23 protein-coding genes, 1 tRNA gene and 1 other RNA gene are annotated in these 19,260 nt (G+C 67.0%); 10 read left to right on the forward strand and 15 right to left on the reverse strand.

The genetic code is table 11. The features are described 5' to 3' along the window. Positions 1–60: 60 nt before the first annotated feature. The gene (gene ppk2 / locus ACUYM2_RS10775; protein WP_481600052.1) at positions 61–963 is read right to left on the reverse strand and encodes a polyphosphate kinase 2; all 903 of its coding nucleotides are present in this window, start codon (positions 961–963) and stop codon (positions 61–63) included. A 147-nt stretch (positions 964–1,110) separates the two neighbouring features. Here ppk2 and ACUYM2_RS10780 point away from each other — a divergent pair, with 147 nt between their 5' ends. Continuing rightward, positions 1,111–2,079, forward strand: a complete 969-nt coding sequence (locus tag ACUYM2_RS10780) for a 1-phosphofructokinase family hexose kinase (RefSeq protein ID WP_481600053.1) — start codon at positions 1,111–1,113, stop codon at positions 2,077–2,079. Between the two features lie 36 nt (positions 2,080–2,115). Continuing rightward, positions 2,116–2,769, forward strand: coding sequence for a hypothetical protein (locus ACUYM2_RS10785; RefSeq protein ID WP_481600054.1), 654 nt, complete (start codon positions 2,116–2,118; stop codon positions 2,767–2,769). 19 nt (positions 2,770–2,788) lie between these two features. On the opposite strand, the gene ACUYM2_RS10790 is transcribed toward ACUYM2_RS10785, so the two are convergent. The 4 genes from ACUYM2_RS10790 to ACUYM2_RS10805 all read right to left on the reverse strand — a co-directional run bounded on the left by ACUYM2_RS10790 (position 2,789) and on the right by ACUYM2_RS10805 (position 5,896). Further along, on the reverse strand, positions 2,789–3,076 hold the full coding sequence (locus ACUYM2_RS10790; protein ID WP_481600055.1) for a hypothetical protein: 288 nt from the start codon (positions 3,074–3,076) through the stop codon (positions 2,789–2,791). A gap of 87 nt (positions 3,077–3,163) precedes the next feature. Continuing rightward, positions 3,164–3,967 (reverse strand): HNH endonuclease family protein, encoded by an 804-nt coding sequence (locus ACUYM2_RS10795; protein WP_481600056.1) that lies wholly within the window; start codon positions 3,965–3,967, stop codon positions 3,164–3,166. A 160-nt stretch (positions 3,968–4,127) separates the two neighbouring features. After that, the gene (locus tag ACUYM2_RS10800; protein WP_481600057.1) at positions 4,128–4,337 is read right to left on the reverse strand and encodes a hypothetical protein; all 210 of its coding nucleotides are present in this window, start codon (positions 4,335–4,337) and stop codon (positions 4,128–4,130) included. Between the two features lie 65 nt (positions 4,338–4,402). Next, positions 4,403–5,896, reverse strand: a complete 1,494-nt coding sequence (locus tag ACUYM2_RS10805; protein WP_481600058.1) for a glyceraldehyde-3-phosphate dehydrogenase — start codon at positions 5,894–5,896, stop codon at positions 4,403–4,405. A gap of 272 nt (positions 5,897–6,168) precedes the next feature. Between ACUYM2_RS10805 and ACUYM2_RS10810 the strand changes: the two genes are divergently transcribed. Then, entirely contained in the window at positions 6,169–6,321 is a 153-nt protein-coding gene (locus ACUYM2_RS10810; RefSeq protein ID WP_175320881.1) for a hypothetical protein, read from the forward strand. A gap of 112 nt (positions 6,322–6,433) precedes the next feature. Here ACUYM2_RS10810 and rnpB read toward each other — a convergent pair. Beyond that, positions 6,434–6,827: RNase P RNA component class A (rnpB, locus tag ACUYM2_RS10815), an RNA gene on the reverse strand. A 108-nt stretch (positions 6,828–6,935) separates the two neighbouring features. Between rnpB and ACUYM2_RS10820 the strand changes: the two genes are divergently transcribed. Genes ACUYM2_RS10820 through ACUYM2_RS10830 form a run of 3 tightly spaced genes read left to right on the forward strand, consistent with a single transcriptional unit; the run spans position 6,936 to position 8,810 of the window. Further along, a complete protein-coding gene (locus ACUYM2_RS10820) occupies positions 6,936–7,787 on the forward strand; it encodes a slipin family protein (protein WP_481600059.1) in 852 nt (283 codons plus the stop codon). Positions 7,788–7,791: 4 nt separating this feature from the next. After that, positions 7,792–7,989: a hypothetical protein gene (locus ACUYM2_RS10825; protein WP_481600060.1), complete on the forward strand. Its 198-nt coding sequence runs from the start codon at positions 7,792–7,794 to the stop codon at positions 7,987–7,989. Positions 7,990–8,045: 56 nt separating this feature from the next. Then, positions 8,046–8,810 carry a YaaA family protein gene (locus ACUYM2_RS10830; protein WP_481600061.1) on the forward strand — a complete coding sequence of 255 codons (765 nt, stop codon included), beginning with the start codon at positions 8,046–8,048 and terminating at the stop codon, positions 8,808–8,810. A 23-nt stretch (positions 8,811–8,833) separates the two neighbouring features. On the opposite strand, the gene ACUYM2_RS10835 is transcribed toward ACUYM2_RS10830, so the two are convergent. Both ACUYM2_RS10835 and ACUYM2_RS10840 read right to left on the reverse strand, forming a co-directional pair. Next, entirely contained in the window at positions 8,834–9,571 is a 738-nt protein-coding gene (locus ACUYM2_RS10835) for a zinc ribbon domain-containing protein (RefSeq protein ID WP_481600062.1), read from the reverse strand. A gap of 62 nt (positions 9,572–9,633) precedes the next feature. After that, a complete protein-coding gene (locus ACUYM2_RS10840; protein ID WP_481600063.1) occupies positions 9,634–10,533 on the reverse strand; it encodes a Nif3-like dinuclear metal center hexameric protein in 900 nt (299 codons plus the stop codon). Positions 10,534–10,643: 110 nt separating this feature from the next. Here ACUYM2_RS10840 and msrA point away from each other — a divergent pair, with 110 nt between their 5' ends. The 3 genes from msrA (at position 10,644) to epsC (ending at position 12,789) form a co-directional block, all read left to right on the forward strand. Further along, positions 10,644–11,168: a peptide-methionine (S)-S-oxide reductase MsrA gene (gene msrA / locus ACUYM2_RS10845; RefSeq protein ID WP_481600064.1), complete on the forward strand. Its 525-nt coding sequence runs from the start codon at positions 10,644–10,646 to the stop codon at positions 11,166–11,168. Between the two features lie 67 nt (positions 11,169–11,235). Then, on the forward strand, positions 11,236–12,171 hold the full coding sequence (gene cysK / locus ACUYM2_RS10850) for a cysteine synthase A (protein ID WP_481600065.1): 936 nt from the start codon (positions 11,236–11,238) through the stop codon (positions 12,169–12,171). Between the two features lie 33 nt (positions 12,172–12,204). After that, positions 12,205–12,789, forward strand: coding sequence for a serine O-acetyltransferase EpsC (gene epsC, locus ACUYM2_RS10855; protein ID WP_481600066.1), 585 nt, complete (start codon positions 12,205–12,207; stop codon positions 12,787–12,789). Positions 12,790–12,828: 39 nt separating this feature from the next. Here epsC and ACUYM2_RS10860 read toward each other — a convergent pair whose 3' ends face one another. After that, entirely contained in the window at positions 12,829–13,662 is an 834-nt protein-coding gene (locus tag ACUYM2_RS10860; protein WP_481600067.1) for an oxidoreductase, read from the reverse strand. A 114-nt stretch (positions 13,663–13,776) separates the two neighbouring features. Then, positions 13,777–15,213, reverse strand: coding sequence for an NADP-dependent phosphogluconate dehydrogenase (gene gndA / locus ACUYM2_RS10865; protein WP_481600068.1), 1,437 nt, complete (start codon positions 15,211–15,213; stop codon positions 13,777–13,779). Between the two features lie 227 nt (positions 15,214–15,440). On the opposite strand from gndA, the gene ACUYM2_RS10870 reads away from it, so the two are divergent. Further along, positions 15,441–16,169, forward strand: coding sequence for a FadR/GntR family transcriptional regulator (locus ACUYM2_RS10870; RefSeq protein ID WP_481600069.1), 729 nt, complete (start codon positions 15,441–15,443; stop codon positions 16,167–16,169). Positions 16,170–16,430: 261 nt separating this feature from the next. On the opposite strand, the gene ACUYM2_RS10875 is transcribed toward ACUYM2_RS10870, so the two are convergent. From ACUYM2_RS10875 to ACUYM2_RS10895, 5 genes are all read right to left on the reverse strand, one after another. Continuing rightward, positions 16,431–16,745 carry a hypothetical protein gene (locus ACUYM2_RS10875; RefSeq protein ID WP_481600070.1) on the reverse strand — a complete coding sequence of 105 codons (315 nt, stop codon included), beginning with the start codon at positions 16,743–16,745 and terminating at the stop codon, positions 16,431–16,433. Between the two features lie 95 nt (positions 16,746–16,840). Then, positions 16,841–16,913 (reverse strand) — tRNA-Val (locus ACUYM2_RS10880). Positions 16,914–17,013: 100 nt separating this feature from the next. Further along, entirely contained in the window at positions 17,014–17,907 is an 894-nt protein-coding gene (locus tag ACUYM2_RS10885; protein ID WP_481600071.1) for an NAD-dependent protein deacetylase, read from the reverse strand. A gap of 44 nt (positions 17,908–17,951) precedes the next feature. Next, positions 17,952–18,455: a peroxiredoxin gene (locus ACUYM2_RS10890; protein ID WP_481600072.1), complete on the reverse strand. Its 504-nt coding sequence runs from the start codon at positions 18,453–18,455 to the stop codon at positions 17,952–17,954. Further along, complete coding sequence (locus ACUYM2_RS10895; protein WP_481600073.1) at positions 18,452–18,871, reverse strand: DUF3052 domain-containing protein; 420 nt, start codon at positions 18,869–18,871, stop codon at positions 18,452–18,454. Before ACUYM2_RS10895 ends, ACUYM2_RS10890 begins: the two co-directional genes overlap by 4 nt. Positions 18,872–19,260 lie beyond the last annotated feature (389 nt).

Consider the following 19,260-nt stretch of genomic DNA (forward strand, 5'->3'; position numbering starts at 1 on the left):
GTATGGCAGCCGTCCTTGCGGCTGACGGTCCGGCGGCTCAATTCCTTGGGACAACTGCGTTCAATCCTCGCCGGGCTTCTGCAGCAGTGCGGCGTGGTCCGGGACGTACCGGAACAGGTCCCGCGGCGGCCGGGTGTAATTGACGGCGTGCGGCCTTTCCGGCAGGGTCACCGGCTCCGTTCGGACTTCGGTGTAGTCGATGCTGGAGAGCAGGTGGGCGATCATGTTGATCCGGGCCCGGCGCTTGTCTTCCGCCTCGACGACATACCAGGGCGATTCGGCGGTATCGGTCTGCATGAACATGTCGTCCTTGGCCCGCGAATAATCCTCCCAGCGCAGGATCGCCTCCCGGTCCATCGGTGAGAGCTTCCACTGCCGCAGCGGGTCCTCCAGCCGGGATTTGAACCGCCGTTCCTGTTCCGCGTGGCTGATCGAGAACCAGTACTTGAACAGCAGGATGCCGTCCTGGACCAGCAGGCGCTCAAAGACCGGGCACTGGGCCATAAAACGTTTGTGTTCCGCGGGCGTGCAGAACCCCATAACCCGTTCGACGCCGGCACGGTTGTACCAGGACCGGTCCATCAGGACGATCTCCCCTGCTGCCGGCAGGTGTTCGACGTAGCGCTGGAAATACCACTCGCCGCGTTCTCGTTCGGTGGGCGCCGGCAACGCCACGATGCGGGCGACGCGCGGGTTCAGGTACTCGGTGACGCGTTTGATGGCGCTGCCCTTCCCGGCGGCGTCGCGTCCCTCGAAGAGCACCAGCACGCGAGCCCCCGTGCTGCGGACCCATTCCTGCAAAGCGACCAGCTCCGCCTGCAGCCGGGAGAGTTCGGCTTCATAGACGCCGAGCGGAAGCCGCCCCACTGCCTGCTCCCCTGGCGCCTTCCGGGGCGCCAGTGCCTTGCCGGCCCTTCCCTTGCCAGCGCCAGTCTTGCCGGCCCCGCCTTTGCCATGTGCCATGGTTCCCGCTCCAGTCGTGGCGGCGGACGGTCCGCCGCCTGTGCTGACGCCTGTCCCGCCGCGCCCATTCTTGCGGAGCACCTGACGGGCCACAAGGGGACGTCGGCCCGGGGACACTGGCATCCCGGCACTCCTATGCTTGGGCTCATGGAAGCCACCACGCCGGCGCCGGCGCAGCCCATCCTCACCGTCACCGTGAACCCTGCCCTGGATGTCAGCACCACAACCGAACTTGTGACCAGCGGCCATAAACTGCGCTGCGGCCCCAGCCGCCTGGATCCGGGCGGCGGCGGCGTGAACGTGGCCCGGGTCATCCAGCGGCTCGGCGGGCGCCCGCTGGCCGTCTACACCGCGGGCGGTCCCACGGGTGAGGCGTACCGGCGGCTGATTGAGGCCGAGCGGCTCCCCACCCTGGTGGTCCCGATCCAGGGCAGCACGCGGCAGGACTTCACGGTTGATGAGACGTCCACCGGGAAGCAGTTCCGCTTTGTCCTGCAGGGGCCGGAGTTGAGTGAGCCCGAATGGCGGCTGTGCCTGGCCCTCGTGGCCGACTCCATCCAGCCGGGCGGGTACGTGGTGGCCAGCGGGAGCCTGCCGCCCGGGGTGCCGGATGACTTTTACGCGGAGGTGGCCCGTCTGGCCCGGGAGCAGAATGCCCGTTGCGTGGTGGACGCGTCCGGCCCCGCCCTGGCCGCCGCCCTGGCCGAGGGCGTGTTCCTGGTCAAACCCAGCCGGAGGGAACTCGGGCTGCACTTCGGCACGCCGCTGGACAGCGAACAAAGCGAAGTCGACGCCGCCATGGCCTTGGTGTCCGACGGATCCGCCGAACATGTGACCCTCACCCTGGGCGGGCAGGGGGCTGTGCTCGCCTCAAAGGACGGCACGCTCCGGCTGGCCGTACCGCAGGTGCAGGTCCAAAGCACTGTCGGTGCCGGAGACAGCTTCCTGGCAGCCTTTGTGCTCCGTCTGGCGCAGGGTCGCACGCTGGCTGACGCGTTCCGCTCGGCCGTCGCCGCCGGGAGCGCCACCGTCACGACGCACGCCACCGAACTATGCCACAGGGTCGACGTCGAACGGCTGGAAGCTGAACTCGCCGAACAGGCGCTCGGGACTTAGCCCGAAAACCTGCGCACCGCTGGCATGATGGGCCCCATGGGGGAAAACAGAACACGCTCACGACCGAAGCCGCGCAGTTTCAAAGAGCCATCCGGCAGGGTGGTGTCGCTGCTGGTCTGGGCCGGCAGCGGCTCCGCGGTCGGCTGGCTCCTGCTCGCGGGCAGGGGCGGCGCCGCTGCAGCGGCCGCGCCCTGGCTGGCAGCCGCAGCGCTGCTGGTCTACCTCACGCAGTGGCAGCCGCGGCTGATCGTCGGAGCCGACGGGTTTGAGCTGGTGAACGGCCTGCGCCTGCACCGGATCCCGTTCGCCGCAGTGGACGACGTCGAGGTCCGGCACACCGTGACGGTTAAAGCCGCCGGGAAGAGGTATGTCAGCTGGGGTGCCCCGACGCCGCCGAGCGCTTTCGGCGCAGGGTTCGAGCACGCCCGCGACTGGAAGGAACGCCCCTTCGGGATACTTCCGACCAATGAGCGCATGGCCCAGCAACCGACGCCGGGCGGACGGGATGCGATCGTCAGGGCCTGGCAGGATGCCCGGCTGGCCAAGGGAGATGCCGGCTGCGCCGGTGCCGAGGCCCCGGACGCATGCGGGCAGCCCGCCGGCCCCGCGGTCGTCTCCGAGTGGAACATCCCGATGCTGGTTCTCGTGTTGCTCCTCGCCGGTTGGTGCCTGGTCTCGGTGCTGTTTTGAGGGCCGAGAGTAGGGCGCGCTAAGGCATCACCTTGTGGAGGTCGATGACGGTCTCTTCAGGCGGGGAGGTAAAGCCGCCCTCGATGCCTGCCTGCATTTTGGGCATCAGGATGCCGTCGCGGAATTTCTCCCAACTCTCCTTCGAATCATGGACGGCCATGATCGTCCAGCCTCCGGCTGACGCGCCGCCGGCATGGAAGATTTGGCCCTCCGGCAAGCTGCCTTCGCCGGGATGAACCGCGGCAATGGACGCCTCGTACTGTTCCTTGGTGCCCCCCGGGAAAAAGTGCACAACTCCGTAGGCCATTTCTGCTCCTCGAATGGTGGGCCGTAGCTGACGAGTCCAGTCCTAGACCTGGTGGCGACGCCTGTCAATGAGCTGGGGATCAGGACCTTAGCGTCTGCGCGGCCCGATGGTCTGTTGCCCGGGGCAGGCACCGAGAACCCGTTCCATCGCCTCCTTTTCGGCCGGCGTCACCCACAGCCCGTAGGCGGCCTTCACCGAGATTTGCCGGGCGACGTAGTGGCAGCGGAATGCCTTATTCGGCGGCAGCCAGGTAGCGGCGTCGGACGCGCTCTTGTCCTGGTTGGCCTGCCCGTCCACGGCAATGAGGTTCAGCGGGTCGTTGGCGAGGTGCTGGCGCTGCAGCGGACTCAGCTGCTGGGCCCCCTTGTGCCAGGCGTCGCCCAGCGCCACGACGTGGTCAATCTGCACCGCCTTGCTGGACTCCGCTCCGCGCTGAAAGGCGATGGTCCGCCCGGTATAGGGCTCCTGGAAGCTCCCGGATCCGACGCGGCAGCGGGAACCTTCGGCGAAGCGTGCGTCGGCGAGGTCGCGGCGGAGGATGTCGTTGCGGGTGTCGCAGCCGTTGCGGTCGACGTCGAGCCATGCCTGGCCAAAGGCGCTGCGGCTGTAGTTGCTGCCGACTGCCCGGCCCTTGACCGGCAGCGCCTCCAGGGCGTCCGCGGCGGTTCCCGCCGGGACGGTGCGCACCGGGGCGACGGGTTTCATCCAGGCCGCCGCGAACACGGGAGCCTCGCGGGGTCCGTCGGTCTGCGGCTCGGCCAGCGCGAACTGGCCTACGGTGAAGAACCAGCCCAGACCGCCGGCGAGGGCAAACAGCGCGCCGGCAAGCAGGGCCCACGCCTGGCGCGACCGGCGTCGGGTCCGGCTGAAGTCGTTCCAGGTGGCGCTCACGGAAGCGCCGGGGCTTGGTGGAGCTGCTGCATCCCGCCAGCCTAGGCAGCCCTACCGACGTCGGGCCGGTTGTCCACAGTGTGCAGGACAAGTCCCGCGTCCCTGCTCCAGGGTGCCGGCGCATCTGGCCGTCAAGTCAGGTTTGGCCAGGGCCGGAGTGTCACTGCTCCCTGGTGACCCGGCGGAGATCCTCCTCCGCGAGATTCATCAACGCTTCCAGCTGGCTGACCCGCGCGTCGTCGATCTCGCCGGCCTCGCGTTTGGCGCGGGCGTCATCGAGGAGTCGCTTGGCTTCCTTGGCGTTGCGCCGGGCGACGTCGAGGGCATGTTCCAGGGTGGTTTCGTGCTCCACAGCCGAGTTCTGTTCCATGGCTCCATTGTGGTGCCCTTTCCCGGCCGATTCCAGAGAACCGGCCGGGAAGACCCAAAGCGGGGCTATCCGACCTCGACCGGCAGTCCGGCGGCCTCAAGGGTCGCGGCGGCGTCCTTGGCCGGGAACGACGGCGGGTTGACGCCGGCCATTTCCTCCATCACGCGGACCACTTGGCAGCTGTAACCGAATTCGTTGTCGTACCAGACGTAGAGGACAAGGTTCTTGTCGTTGCTGATGGTGGCCAGTCCGTCGACGATGCCGGCGCGGCGCGAGCCCACGAAATCGGTGGAGACAACCTCGGGCGAATCGATGTAGTCCACCTGCTTGCGCAGCTCCGAGTGCAGCGACATCTCCCGCAGGTAGTCGTTGACCTCATCCTTGGTGGTGCCGTTTTCCAGGCTCAGGTTCAGGATGGCGAGGGAGACGTCAGGGGTGGGCACGCGGATGGAGCTGCCGGTCAGTTTTCCCAGCAGTTCCGGGAGCGCCTTGGCGACGGCCTTGGCGGCGCCGGTCTCGGTGATGACCATGTTCAGCGCGGCGGAGCGGCCACGGCGGTCGCCCTTGTGGAAGTTGTCGATCAGGTTCTGGTCGTTGGTGAAGGAGTGCACCGTCTCGACGTGGCCGTGCACGACGCCGTAGCGGTCGTTGATTGCCTTCAGGACCGGTGTGATGGCGTTGGTGGTGCAGGACGCGGCGGAGACGATCTTGTCCGAGTCCGTGATAGTGGCGTGGTTGATCCCGTGCACGATGTTCTTCAGGTCGCCCTTGCCCGGGGCGGTCAGGAGCACGCGGGAAACGCCTTTGCTCTGCAGGTGCTGGGAGAGCCCTTCGGCGTCGCGCCAGCGGCCGGTGTTGTCCACGACCAGTGCGTCGTGGATGCCGTAGGCGGTGTAGTCCACCGTGGCCGGGTTATCCGAGTAGATGACCTGGATCTGGACGCCGTTGGCGGTGATGGTGTCGTTCTCGAGGTCCACCTTGATGGTGCCTTCGAAGGAGCCGTGCACCGAGTCGCGGCGCAGCAGGCTGGCGCGCTTGGTGAGGTCGTTGTCCGACCCGCGGCGCACCACGATCGCGCGCAGCCGCAGGCCGTGGCCGCCGCCGGCCTTCTCAATCAGCAGGCGGGCCAGGAGGCGGCCGATGCGGCCGAAGCCGTAAAGGACGACGTCGGTGCTGGTGCGGTCGTCGCCGCCGCGCTTGCCGACGACTTCGGCCAGCTCTGCGCGCAGGAAGTCGTCCAGGCTGAGTCCGTGGCCTTCGGCACGGTACTTTTCCGTCAGGCGGGCAATGTCGATGGCTGCCGCGCCGAGGTCCAGCTTGGTGAGGGCGTCCAGCAGGGGCGCGGTCTCTTCGAGACGCAGCTCTTCCTTGCTCATCCGGCGGGCAAAGCGGTGCGCCTTGAGGATGTTCATGGTGGACTTATTGATCAGGCTCCGGCCGTGAATGGACGTCACCACGTTGTTTTCGCGGTACAGCCGGCCGATCACCGGAATCATGGCCTCGGCGAGCGCCTCCCGGCCCATCCACGTATCAAGACAAGAATCTGACGTCTGGCTCACAGAACTACCTTCCTAAAATCCACCACATACGTCCTCGTATGCGGAAGTCGGTTCCCGGCGGATTTCCGGAACCTGGACGCGGCGGGGATTCGGTCCACCCCGGGCGCCTTCATGGAGCGCAAAGAAAGAGCCACCGGCTGCAAACGCAGACCCGGTGGCAGAACATCTACGTTCGTTATCCAGTCTAAAGCGGCGGGCCTATTCCCGGGGGCCGGGGACGGCGTGAAATCACTCACACGCGGGAAGGGCGCCCCATGTCGTAGGATGTCCTAATGGGACTCATCGTTGCACTACTTGTCATCTGGCTCATTCTTTCGATCCTCGGCTTCGTCGTGAAGGGCCTGCTGTGGCTGGCCGTCATCGGCCTCGTCCTGTTCGTCGCGACGGCGGCATGGGGCTGGGTGAAGCGGAAGGCCAAGGCCTGATCCGAAACCTACTTCTTGAACGCGGGGGCTGGCACCACACGGTGCCGGCCCCTTTTGTTTGCGTCGGGCGCGGCGGCCCGGGCCGCGTCCGGCGCCAACTCAGGGGTGGGGGTGGATGGGTTGACCGATACGCCGGGTTCTGTGCTCCCGCGCTGTTGCCGGCGCGGGAGTAGCGGCCATCCATCTACGGACGCCGTTGCCGACGCCCTCCAGCGGCCTACCCGGACACTCGGGCGGGCAGCCCTCAAACGTGTCCTGTCTGGCCTTGCTCCGGGTGGGGTTTACCTAGCCTTCCCGGTCACCCGGGAAGCTGGTGGTCTCTTACACCACCGTTTCACCCTTACCTGCTCCCCCGGCCGTGCGGACACGGCCCTGGGGCAGGCGGTCTATTCTCTGTGGCACTGGCCTGCGGGTTACCCCGAGTGGGCGTTACCCACCACCCTGCCCTGCGGAGCCCGGACGTTCCTCGAGCCACTTGCGTGACGCGCGGCCGCCTGGTCAACCCATCCGCTGTTCATTCTACGGTCTCCCCGGCAGCCGCCCTACCGGCGCCCTTTTGCCCCGCCGGGGGGAGAATGGAAGCAGCAACCCCGCCACGCAAGGAAGCGATTCGGATGGACATTACCGCCGTCGTTATTTGGCTGCTCGTCGCGGCCCTGCTGCTGATGGTGGCCCGCATGTCGATACGGATTGTGCGCCAGTACGAGCAGGGTGTGCTGTTCCGGCTGGGCCGGGTCATCGGCGTCCGAATGCCGGGCCTGCGTTTCATCATTCCGGTGATCGACAGGCTGCAGCTGGTCAGCCTCCGGATCGTGACCATGCCGATCCAGTCGCAGGGCATCATCACCCAGGACAACGTCAGCGTGGACATCTCAGCCGTGGCCTACTACCGGGTGATCGATGCCGTGAAGTCGGTCGTGGCGATCGAAAACGTGGCCGCCGCGATCAACCAGATCGCGCAAACCACGCTGCGGAAAGTCGTCGGCCGGCACAGCCTGGACCAGACGTTGTCCGAGACGGAACACATCAACAGCGATATCCGCGAAATCCTCGATGCCCTCACACTGGAGTGGGGCGTCGAGGTCACGCTCGTGGAGCTCAAGGACATCCAGCTGCCGGACAGCATGAAGCGGGCCATGGCCCGGCAGGCCGAGGCGGAGCGGGAAAAGCGGGCCAAGATCATCGCCGCCGAAGGCGAGTCCATCGCCGCGGCGGCGCTCGGCGAGGCTTCGGACATCATGATGGCCCACCCGCTGGCCCTGCAGTTGCGGAACCTGCAGTCGCTGGTGGAGATCGCGGTGGACAAGAACTCGACCGTGGTCTTCCCGGCGCCGTTGATGAGCACCATCGGTGAGCTGTCCGCCTTCCTGGCCCGTGAAACCAAGGCCGCGGCAGCCGAGGCCCCGCGAGCTGCGGCAGCCCCGGCACCTCCCCCTATCCAGGCTGCGCCGTCGAAGGTAGCCTGAACGCATGGAATTGGTGCTCCTTGCCATCGCCGCCGGCCTGCTGGTCGTTGGGACAGTCGTGCGGGATCTACTGACCCGCCGGAAGCACGCGCGGCTGGGCAGCGACCCGGAATCAGAGCGGGCACGGCGGGACATCCAGCGGGCAAAAACCGTCGGCCATTCGCATTTCGTCGGCCTCGACAACACCGGACACCGGCGCTGATCCGCCGCCGGGCCCCGTCCCGCGCCCCGGCCGCTGCCCGCCGGTAGGATCGTACGGTGCTGATTCTGCTGCCGCCCTCCGAAGGCAAGACCCCCGCGACCCGCGGCGACGCCGTCGACCCGGCGTCACTGAGCTTCCCCGGCCTCAACACCTACCGCGCCAAGGTGCTCGAAGCGCTCGGCACCGTCAGCGCCCACGAGGACGCCTTGGCGCTGCTGGGCGTCGGCGCCTCACTGAAGGCCGACGTCGAACGCAACACCCGCCTGCACGCCGAGCCCGCCGCGCCCGCCCACCAGGTGTATTCCGGCGTGCTGTACGACGCCCTGGACTACCGGTCGCTGACTCCGGCGCAGCGGAAGAAGGCCGACGCGTCCGTACTGGTGATCTCCGCACTGTGGGGCGCCATCCGGTTCGCGGACAGGGTGCCGGCGTACCGGCTGTCGATGGGCACGGCCCTTCCCGACGTCGGCCGGCTTGCCTCCTTCTGGAAGCCGCAACTAACAGGGGCCCTGGCCGCGGAAACGGCGGGCGAGCTGCTGGTCGATTGCCGCTCCAGCACCTACGCCGCGGCGTGGGCTCCCCCGCCGGAGCAAACCGTGGCCGTGAATGTCTTCACCGAAGTAGACGGCGTCCGCAAAGTGGTGAGCCACTTCGCCAAGCACACCCGCGGGGAGCTGGCCCGGCACCTGCTGGCCCGTCGCGGCAAGGCCCCGCAGACCCCCGCGCAGCTACGGCGGGCCGCTGCCGAGAGGTGGACAGCGGAGCTGGTCGAGGGAACGGCGAGGAAGCCGCACACCCTCAACCTGCTCCTGCCCAACTAGCTGGCAGTTCTTACTTGGGGTGGCTAGGCCCACTCGGCGGAGCGCACCAGGATGCAGCCGGAGTCGGGGCAAAAGACGATGTCGTCCTCGGCGGCAGCCTTGATCTCGGCGAGGTCGCCGGGGCTCAGCTGCATGCCGGAACCTTCGGAGGTGCCGTGGAAGAGCCGGGCCGCGCCGACGCCGCGCTTGGCGAGCGTCTTCTCGTAGATGGCGAGCATGCCTGCGTCCAATCCCTCCGCGAACTCGGCACGCTGGCCGCGCACCACGGTCATCTCGGCCGCCACTTCGGCCAGCTGCTCGTCCAGTTCGGCGCGGATGGTGCCAAAGGAGCCCTGGATGTCATCGACGATCTGCTGCTGCGTGGCCTGGCGCAGGCGCAGCGAGTCCAGCCGTTCCAGGACCTCGAGCTCAACGTCCTCCAGGTCCGATCGCCGCTTGTTCAGGGACGCGATGTCGCGCTGCAGTGCCACGAGGTCCTTGGACAAACCGGTGCCGCTGTTGAGCCTGGCCTCGTCGCGTTCAATCCGGGAGGCGACCTGCTCGACGTCGGCCTCGGCGCGCTTGAGTTCGAGCTCGGCATCGTGCACCGCCACCTTCGCTGCCCCGAGTTCGCCGTTGGCCACGCTGAGGGCAGCCTCCAGGTCGGTGATCCGGGAGTCGCTTTCAAGGCTGCGGCGGCGGTTGGACAGGGACTTGAGCCTGGCATCGAGCCCCTGCAATTCGAGCAACTTCAACTGTTCCGCCGGTGCTGCCTTGGCCACTATTTCCTCCGCTTGTTCACTTACCGGCCTCGGCCGGGCACCGTACCGGCGCTCCCTAGACTCTAGCCGCCGCCCGGAGTCAGAATGAAGTCCCAGGGGTCGCTGTTGGTGCTGCTGACCCGGATCTCGATGTCGTGCCCCTGGTCGGTCAGCACATTCCCCAGGGCCTCGGCGGCCGCCGGCAGCCACAGCCACTCGCTGGCGAAGTGCGAGACGTCGATCAGGTAGGGCCGGTCGTTGACGGCGGCCTCCCGCGCCTCCGACGCCGGATGGTGGCGCAGGTCCGCGGTGAGGTAGACGTCGGCGTTGCTGGCGCGGACCTCGTTGAACAGTGAATCGCCGGCGCCGCCGCACAGCGCCACCCGGCGCACCAGGCCGTCCCGGTCGCCGGAAACACGGACCCCACCGGCCACGGAGGGCAGGATGCCGAAGACCCGTGCGGCGAAGTCGCCCAGAGTCTGGACATCAGCGAGGTCTCCGACCCGTCCGATGCCCTCTTCGGGAAGGCCGTTCGCGGCCGGAGTCAGCGGCACCACGTCCTGCAGGCCCAGCGCGTCGGCCAGCACATCGGAGACGCCGCCGACGGCGGAATCACCGTTGGTGTGGACCGTCAGCAGGGCGGTCCCGGATTCGATCAGCCGGTGCACGGCCTTGCCCTTGGGGGTGTTGGCCGCGACGGAGGTGACGCCCTTGAGCAGCAGGGGGTGGTGGGTGATGAGCAGTTCGGCGCCCCAGGCGACGGCTTCCTCGATGACTTCGAGGGTGGGGTCGACGGCGAAGAGGATCCTGTTTACCTCGGCGGACGGGTGCCCCGCCACGAGGCCCACCTCGTCCCACTCCTCCGCCAGCGATTCGGGCCAGAGTTCCTCGACGGCCAGCAGGATCATGCCCAGCGTGGCGGCTTCGCCGGGGCCGGGGGCTCCGGCGGTCTGTTCTGAAACGTCGGTGTTCTCAGCTTCCATACCCCTATTTTTACCCTACTCGCGGGCCCAGCCACCGTGCCGGGAGTCCCGGATGCACGCTGAATACCGGGTTCGGGAATGATCCGGGCCGTTCGTCCATTGAACAGGACATGAGAACTTTCGTCCTCGGCGGGGGCTGCTTTTGGTGCCTCGACGCCGTTTACCAGAAGACCAAGGGTGTCAGCTCGGTCGTTTCGGGCTACACCGGCGGCCATGACCGCAACCCCGACTACTACTCCGTGTGCTCCGGAACCACGGGGCACGCCGAGGTGGTGGCGGTGACGTTCGACGAGGACCTGATCCCGGCCGAAATCATCCTCGACATGTTCTTCGCCCTGCATGATCCCACCACGCTCAACCGCCAGGGCTACGACGTCGGCACCCAGTACCGTTCCTCGATGTTCTACGAGACCACCGAAGAAAAGATCCTCTTCGAGGAAGCGATCAACCGGAACCAGGAGTTGTGGGCGCACCCGATCGTCACCGAGGTGAGCCGGCTGCCGGTCTTCCACGTGGCCGAGGATTTCCACCAGGACTACTACGCGAAATATCCCGATCAGGGATACTGCCAGGTGATCATCAACCCGAAGCTGGCGAAGGCCAGGAAATATTACTCTGCATGGCTTAATGCTTAGCTAGGGCCTGAGCGCCATCGTTAGGCTGACCTTAGAATTCCCTCTTCACAGATAGGCACATATACCCATGGCACGGATCTATGACGACGTAACCCAGCTGGTCGGCGGCACCCCGCTGGTCCGCCTCAACCGGCTGAGCGAAGGCCTGGACGCCACGGTGGCGGTCAAACTGGAGTTCTACAACCCGGCCAACAGCGTCAAGGACCGGATCGGCGTCGCCATCGTCGATGCGGCGGAGAAGTCCGGCGCGCTCAAGCCCGGCGGAACGATCGTCGAGGGAACCTCGGGCAACACCGGCATCGCCCTGGCGATGGTGGGCGCCGCCCGCGGTTACAAGGTCATCCTGACCATGCCGGAGACCATGTCCACGGAACGCCGCGTGATGCTCCGCGCCTACGGTGCCGAAATCGTGCTCACCCCCGGATCCGAAGGCATGCGCGGAGCCGTGGAGAAGGCCCAGGAGATCGTTGCCAACACGGAGAACTCCATCTGGGCCCAGCAGTTCGCCAACGAGGCCAACCCCGAGGTGCACCGCCAGACCACGGCCGAGGAAATCTGGACCGACACCGACGGCAAGGTGGACATCTTCGTCGCCGGCGTCGGCACGGGCGGCACCGTCACCGGCGTCGGCCAGGTGCTCAAGGAGCGCAAGCCCGACGTGCAGATCATCGCCGTCGAGCCCAAGGACTCCGCCATCCTCAACGGCGGCAACGCCGGCCCGCACAAGATCCAGGGCCTCGGTGCGAACTTCGTTCCGGAAATCCTGGACACCAACGTCTACGACGAGGTCCTCGACGCCACCTTGGAAGACTCCGTCCGCGTGGCGCGCGACCTCGGCGTGAAGGAAGGCATCCTCGGCGGCATCTCCTCCGGCGCGATCGTCTGGGCGGCCCTGGAGCTCGCCAAGCGCCCGGAGAACGCCGGTAAGCTGATTGTTGCCATCGTCTGCGACTTCGGGGAGCGCTACATCTCCACCGTGCTGTACGACGACATCCGCGGCTGATCCAGGCCGCCCACAATTCGTAGAAAGGTCTTTGTGAGCTTCTTCGCAAGGCTGAAGGAAGACCTCGACGCCGCCAGGTCCCACGACCCGGCGGCGCGGGGTTCTTTCGAAAACTTCTTTGCCTATTCCGGCCTGCACGCGATCTGGGCGCACCGCCTGACGCACCGGCTGTGGCAAAACCCCTCGCTGCGCTTCCCGGCGCGGCTGATCTCGCAGTTGGCCCGTTTCATGACCGGCATCGAGATCCACCCGGGCGCCACAATCGGCCGCCGCTTCTTCATCGACCACGGCATGGGCGTGGTGATCGGCGAGACCGCCGAGATCGGCGAGGATGTGATGATCTACCACGGCGTCACGCTCGGCGGCCGTTCGCTCGCTAAGATCAAGCGGCACCCCACCATCGAGGACCGCGTGGTCATCGGCGCCGGCGCCAAGGTTCTGGGCCCCATCACCATCGGCCGGGACAGCGCCATCGGCGCCAACGCCGTCGTGGTCAAGGACGCCCCGGCCGAGTCGATCCTGACCGGTGTGCCCGCCACCTGGCGGCACCGCGACGCCCAGCGCGAGACCAAGGCCGCCGTGGACCCGGCCGAGTACCTGATCGAATACCGGATCTAGGCGCGCCCGGGCTCTCCCCGGGCACGCCCGCTCCCCCAGCTAGCGGGGAAAGCGCTTGTAGATGTTCCAGAGCACGACGTCGAAGGCCCGGTCCGGCAGCAGCCTGCGCAGCAGCAGGATTGCCCGCGCCCCCTTGCCTACCGGATAGCGGGTCTTCGGCCGCGGCGAGGTGGCGGCGTGGACGATCGCATCCGCAATCACCGCCGGATGCGAGGACAGCGCCGAACCGTCAGTTGACGCGAGCGCGGCCGCGACAACCTTTGCCTGCGCCGCGTACGGCCCTGTCCCGGAACTGGCCAGCAGCCCCCGGGCGGAGATGGCGCCCCACTCGGACTGGGTGCCGCCCGGTTCGATGATGGACACGTCAATGCCGTGCGGCTTGAGTTCCACGCGCAGCGAATCGCTGAGCCCCTCCACGGCAAACTTCGTGGCGTGGTACCAGGCGCCGAGCGGCTCGTACATCTTGCCGCCGATCGAGGAAACGTTGATGATCCGGCCGCGGCCCGCCTCCCGCATGGCCGGCAGCACCAGCTGCGTCATCCGCGCCACGCCGAAGACGTTGACGTCGAACTGCCGCCGCCCTTCCGCCGCTTCGACGTCCTCCAGCGAGCCGTAGGACCCGTAACCGGCGTTGTTCACCAGCACGTCGATCCGGCCGTGCGCCGCGAGGACCTGCCCGACGGCGGCGTCCATCGACGCCTCGTCGGTCACGTCGAGCGCCAGGATCCGGACGCCGTCGGCCTCCAGCGGCTCCATCTTCTCCACCCGCCTGGCCCCGGCATACACGGTGAAGCCATGGGCCGCGAGCTTCCGGGCGGCCTCGAATCCGATCCCGGTGGAGGCACCGGTGACAAAGGCGACTGGCTGGGGCATGGGAGTACTCCTCTGGACGGGGTGCGGCCTGAAAGTCTGGAACAGCCGCCAACGCAAACGGCCGGCGCCCCCAGAGTATCGGGAAGCGCCGGCCGCGGGCGGGTGGCGGATGGATCAGTGCGTGTCCACCGCGGCGATTTCGGACTTGTCTTCGCCCCAGAGGGTGTGGAAGGTCCCCTCGGTGTCGATGCGGCCATAGGTGTGCGCACCGAAGAGGTCACGCTGGCCCTGGATCACGGCGGCCGGGAGGCGCTTGCGGCGCAGGCCGTCGTAGTAGGCCAGCGAGGAGGAGAACACCGGCACCGGAATGCCGAGCTGCACGGCGGTGGCCACCACGCGGCGCCAGGCCGGGAGGACTTCGGCAATCGCCTTGGTGAAGGCCGGGGCGAACAGCAGGTTGGCCGGCTTCTCCTCCGCGGCGTAGGCCTTGGTGATTTCCTTGAGCAGCTCGGCGCGGATGATGCAGCCGCCACGCCACAGCGAAGCGATCTCGTCCAGCTTGAGGTCCCAGCCGTATTCCTTGGCGGCGGAGGTGAGCATATCCAGTCCCTGGGCGTAGGAGACCAGCTTGGACGCGTACAGCGCCTGCCGGACATCCTCGACGAAGGTTTCGGGGACCTCAACGGCGGCTTCTCCGCCGGCGAGCAGCTCCTGGGCCAGCTTGCGCTGCTCCGACTGGGAGGACAGCGCCCGGGCGAACACGGATTCGGCGATGCCCGAGGTCGGGGAACCCAGTTCGAGGGCGGAGATGACCGTCCAGCGCCCGGTTCCCTTCTGGCCGGCGGCGTCCACCACGACGTCGACAAACGGCTTGCCGGTCTTGGCGTCAACGTGGCCGAGGACCTCGGCGGAGATTTCGATCAGGAAGGAGGCCAGCTCGCCCTTGTTCCATTCGGCGAAGATCTTGGACTGCTCGGCCGGCTCGATGCCGGCGCCGGAGCGGAGGAGGTCGAAGGCCTCGCCGATGACCTGCATGTCGGCGTATTCGATGCCGTTGTGCACCATCTTGACGAAGTGTCCGGCGCCGTCGGTGCCGATCCAGGCGCAGCAGGGCTGGCCGTCGACGTGCGCGGCGATCTTTTCCAGCAGCGGGCCGAGCGCCTCGTAGGACTCCTTGGAACCGCCGGGCATGATCGAGGGGCCGTTGAGGGCCCCTTCCTCGCCGCCGGAGACGCCGATGCCGACGAAGTGCAGGTCTTTCTTGGCGAGGGCGGCTTCGCGGCGGCGGGTGTCCTCGTAGTGCGAGTTGCCGGCGTCGATGATGATGTCGCCGGGCTCCAGCAGCGGTTCGAGCTGCTCGATCACGGAGTCCACCGGCTTGCCGGCCTTGACCATGATCAGCACGCGGCGCGGCTTCTCCAGCGAGTCAACGAGTTCCTGCAGCGTCTCCGTGCGGATGAAGTCGCCGTCCTGGCCGTGCTTTTCGAGGAGCGCGTCGGTTTTTTCCACGGACCGGTTGTGCAGGGCAACGGTGAAGCCGTTACGGGCCAGGTTCCGGGCCAGGTTGGCCCCCATCACCGCAAGGCCGGTGACACCGATGTGTGCTGACATCAAAACTCCAATTCATTCTGTGCATCGAGTGCAATTCGTCCCGCACTTGCTGCGGAACACGCTTCTTGGGATTAGTGGCTGTCAATAAACCATATGTATTTCCGCAGTCTGCCGGAAAGCAGCGCCCACGTGGCGGAATACGGCGCGTCACAAACAGTCTATGATTTTCGGCGGCCACTGTGCCTGCAGCCGCGGGGAACGCGGTTGGCGCCACTATGCTTACGACTATGTCGACCAGCCTCCATCACCGCGCCATCGAGCATCTGGGAGCCCGCATCGTCGCCGGCGACCTCCCCGCCGGCCACGTCATGCTGGCCGAGCACCTTGAGGACGAGCTGAAAGTCTCCCGCTCGGTGGTCCGCGAGGCGGTCCGCGTCCTGCAGTCCCTGGGATTGGTGGAGACCATCAAACGCGTCGGCATCCGGGTGCTGCCCGCCAGCCGGTGGAACCCCTTCGATCCGCTCGTCATCCGCTGGCGCCTGGCCGGCGAAGGCCGTGGCGCCCAACTGCGCTCCCTGGCCGAGCTGCGCACCGCCGTGGAGCCGGTGGCGGCCGAACTGGCGGCCGGCAACGCCCCGGACGACCTCCGCGGCGAACTCGTCGAAATCTCGCACGCCATGCGGGAAGCCGGCGTGGCCGGCGACGTGCCCCGGTTCCTGGACCTGGACATCCGGTTCCATTCCCTTTTGCTGGCCGGCTCGGGCAACGAGATGTTCGCCAACATGGTGGGCCAGGTTGCCGAGACCCTGACCGGCCGCACGGTCCATGGCCTGATGCCGGACCATCCACGGGCCTCCGCACTGCAGTGGCACGTGGACGTGGCGGAGGCGATTGCGGCCGGCAACGGCGCGGCCGCCCGCGAGGCCTCCAACAAGATCATGCGTGAGACGATCGCGGACATGGAACCGAGCTGGAAGGACCAGCCCCGCGTCTTCGTACCGGTCCAGCGCCGCTAGGGCTGCGACGCTGCCAGCGGGCCCCGTATTAGTCCCAACGATGGCCAAATTCAACCTGTAGGCGTTTCACATTTGGACGCATTCACGGTATATTTCTTACAAGCCTTCCACCGCGGCATCCCCCAATAGTCGCGGTGGAAGGCTTTTCCATTGCCTGAAGGCTTTTCCATTGCCTGAAGGCTATTCCTTCTGCCGGCTGGCTTTTGCTTTGCCGGCGCGCTCTGCCTGGGCCCGGGCACTCCGCCCCCTGGTGGACGTTTGTCAGGCGGCGTCCGCCACCGCCTCCCGAAGCCGCCAGCCCCCGCCAAGGCCGTCCCGGATGATTTCCATGGTGGTCAGGGCCGATCCGGTGTTCCGGCCCAGCCGGGCCTGGACCTGCCACACCTCGACGTCGACCCGGCTTAGGCCCTTGGGCATCCGGCGCTCGGCCTCCCACCAGCTCACCCGCTCAAACCAGCGCACCGGCTCCGCACCGACCACCCATTCGCGGCCGCCGCGGACCACCGCCAGGGGGTGCCCATCCGGGCCGGTTTTCACCATCACATGTTCCATGCCCAGGACTGTACTGGCGGGCACCGACATCCTGGGCGGTAGGGAAGTCCTGCGAAGAGGCACAGCAGAAAACCCCGCCGCGACGGCCTTCCGGCCTGCTGCGACGGGGTTATTCGTTGTGGGTCCTACCGGGATCGAACCGATGACATCCACGGTGTAAACGTGGCGCTCTACCAGCTGAGCTAAAGACCCAAGGTGTTGTTTCCGCATCTCAGTGCGTCAACCAACGAACAATGACTCTACCGGAAACGGCGGCGGAAACGCCAATTGGCGGCACCCCTGCCTGCGGGCTTCAGAGTCCCGGGAGTTCCGCGGCGAGCCAGGTCAGTGATTCGCTGACGCCGGCCTCCAGCTTGATTGTGGCCAGGTCGTCGCCCCGGGTCTGTCCCCGGTTGATAATGACCACAGGCTTGCCGTGCTTGGCCGCGTGCCGGACGAACCGCAGTCCGCTCATCACGGTCAGGGAGGACCCTGCCACCAGCAGGGCCGCGGCGGCGTCCACCATGGCGTAGGAGCGTTCCACCCGGTCCTTGGGGACGTTCTCGCCGAAATAGACAAAGTCAGGTTTCAGGGTGCCGCCGCAGGCCGGACAGTTCGCGACGACGAAGCCGGCGATCAGTGCCGCATCCTCCACGGTCGCGTCGGCATCGGGCGCCATTTCCACAACGCCGGCGGCGAGGGCGTCGGCCAAAAAGCCGGGGTTGAGTTCCTCCAGCACACCGGCCAGCAGCGAACGGCTGTAGCGGCGCTGGCAAGCCAGGCAGACCACCTGGTCGAACCGGCCGTGCAGGTCCACCACGTTCACGCTTCCGGCGTCCTCATGCAGGCGGTCGACGTTTTGCGTGATCAGGCCGGTGAGGAGCCCGCGGTGCTCCAGCCGGGCGGCGGCGGCATGGCCGTAGTTGGGGTCGGCCCGGCGCAGGTGCGACCAGCCGATGTGGTTCCGGGCCCAATAGCGCCGGCGGTTTTCGGGTTCGCCGATGAATTCCTGGTAGGTCATCGGTGCCCGGGGGGCCGCGCCGGGACCGCGGTAGTCCGGGATGCCCGAGTCCGTGCTGAGCCCCGCGCCGGTGAGTAGCGCAAAGGGCTCCCCCGCGAGGACACCGTGGATTTCCCGCAGGACCTCCAGCTCGCTGCGGGCCGGTTCGGCGGCAGGGACCGGCGGCAGGCTGGCAAAGCCAGTCATGCCTACGCCGGGCCGCCGTTGCCTCACCGCACCTGCCTCCGCCGTCAGTTCCCCGCGAGACCCGCCAGGGCGGCGCGGTACTCGGTGAAATCCCGGGCCTGGCCGCGGGGGTTCACCACTACGTAGCGCACCGTTCCATGCGCGTCGATGATAAAGGTGCCGCGCTTGGCCATGCCGCTGTCCGGATCAAAAACCCCGTACCGCCGGGCCACCGCCCCGTGCGGCCAGAAGTCCGCCAACAGGTCGAAGGAGTAACCTTCCTTTTCCGCGTAGGCGCGCTGCGCGAACTTGCTGTCCACCGACACCCCCAGCACGGCGGCGTCGGCGTCCTCGAAGAGCGCAAGGTTGTCGCGGATTTCGCAAAGCTCGCCGGTGCAAATGCCGGAGAACGCAAACGGGAAGAACACGAGGACCACATTGCGGCCGCGCAATTCCGACAGCCGGACCGGCTCGCCGAACTGGTTGGCGAGCACAAAGTCGGGGGCGGCCTGGCCGACGGCGGGCACGGCGGCCGGCACCGTCAGCGTTTCCACGCCGGTTTGGGTCACTTGTTCTTCCGCGTGACCAGCCGGGTGGCGCTCCAATCGCGGGAAACACCCGCGGACGTGGTGCAGTGCAGCCCGGCAGTGGGGGCGGCATCCTGGATATCCGACGGGGACACGTAGCCGTCCCGGCCGTTCTTCGGGGTCAGCACCCAGACCACCCCGCCCTCAGTCAAGGAGGTGAGCGAGTCGACCAGTGTGTCGACGAGGTCTCCATCGCCGGCGCGCCACCAAAGAATGGCGGCGTCTACTACCTCGTGGTCGTCCTCATCAAAGAGTTCCGAGCCGGTGAGGTCCTCGATGTCGTCACGCAAGTCGAAGTCGACGTCGTCGTCATAACCGAATTCCTGAATCAGATCTCCATTTTTGAAACCCAATTTTTCCGCCACATTTACCGAAGTGGCGGCGTCGGCCTCGCTCACGTGTTACTCCTATGCTGTTGGTGCGTCTGCTGTTTGCAACTGCTTGTGTACTGCCCGGTGGTTCTTATGGTGCTAGTGATTTCCATTACTACAAGCCAACACCCTTTGAGCCTTCGCTTCAAGCTGCTGACCCCGCGATCCGCCATATTCTGCGTCACACCGGCGGTTCCGGGGGCCGCGGAGGGGCTCCTCGTCACAGAACCAGTATGCCCGTGAAATACGGCGGCGGCCCCATGCGGCGGCTACGCATCCGCGGACTCACACGGCTAGAGTGGCTGATGACGACCATGCCTGCGCGGACATCCGCCCGCTGATACAGGCGGGCATGGTTGTGATTGGACCTAGCCCGGCGTACAGGACCGGGCTGCTGTTACCGATATGTCGCACAC

This window comes from Arthrobacter sp. SD1074B (assembly GCF_056780195.1).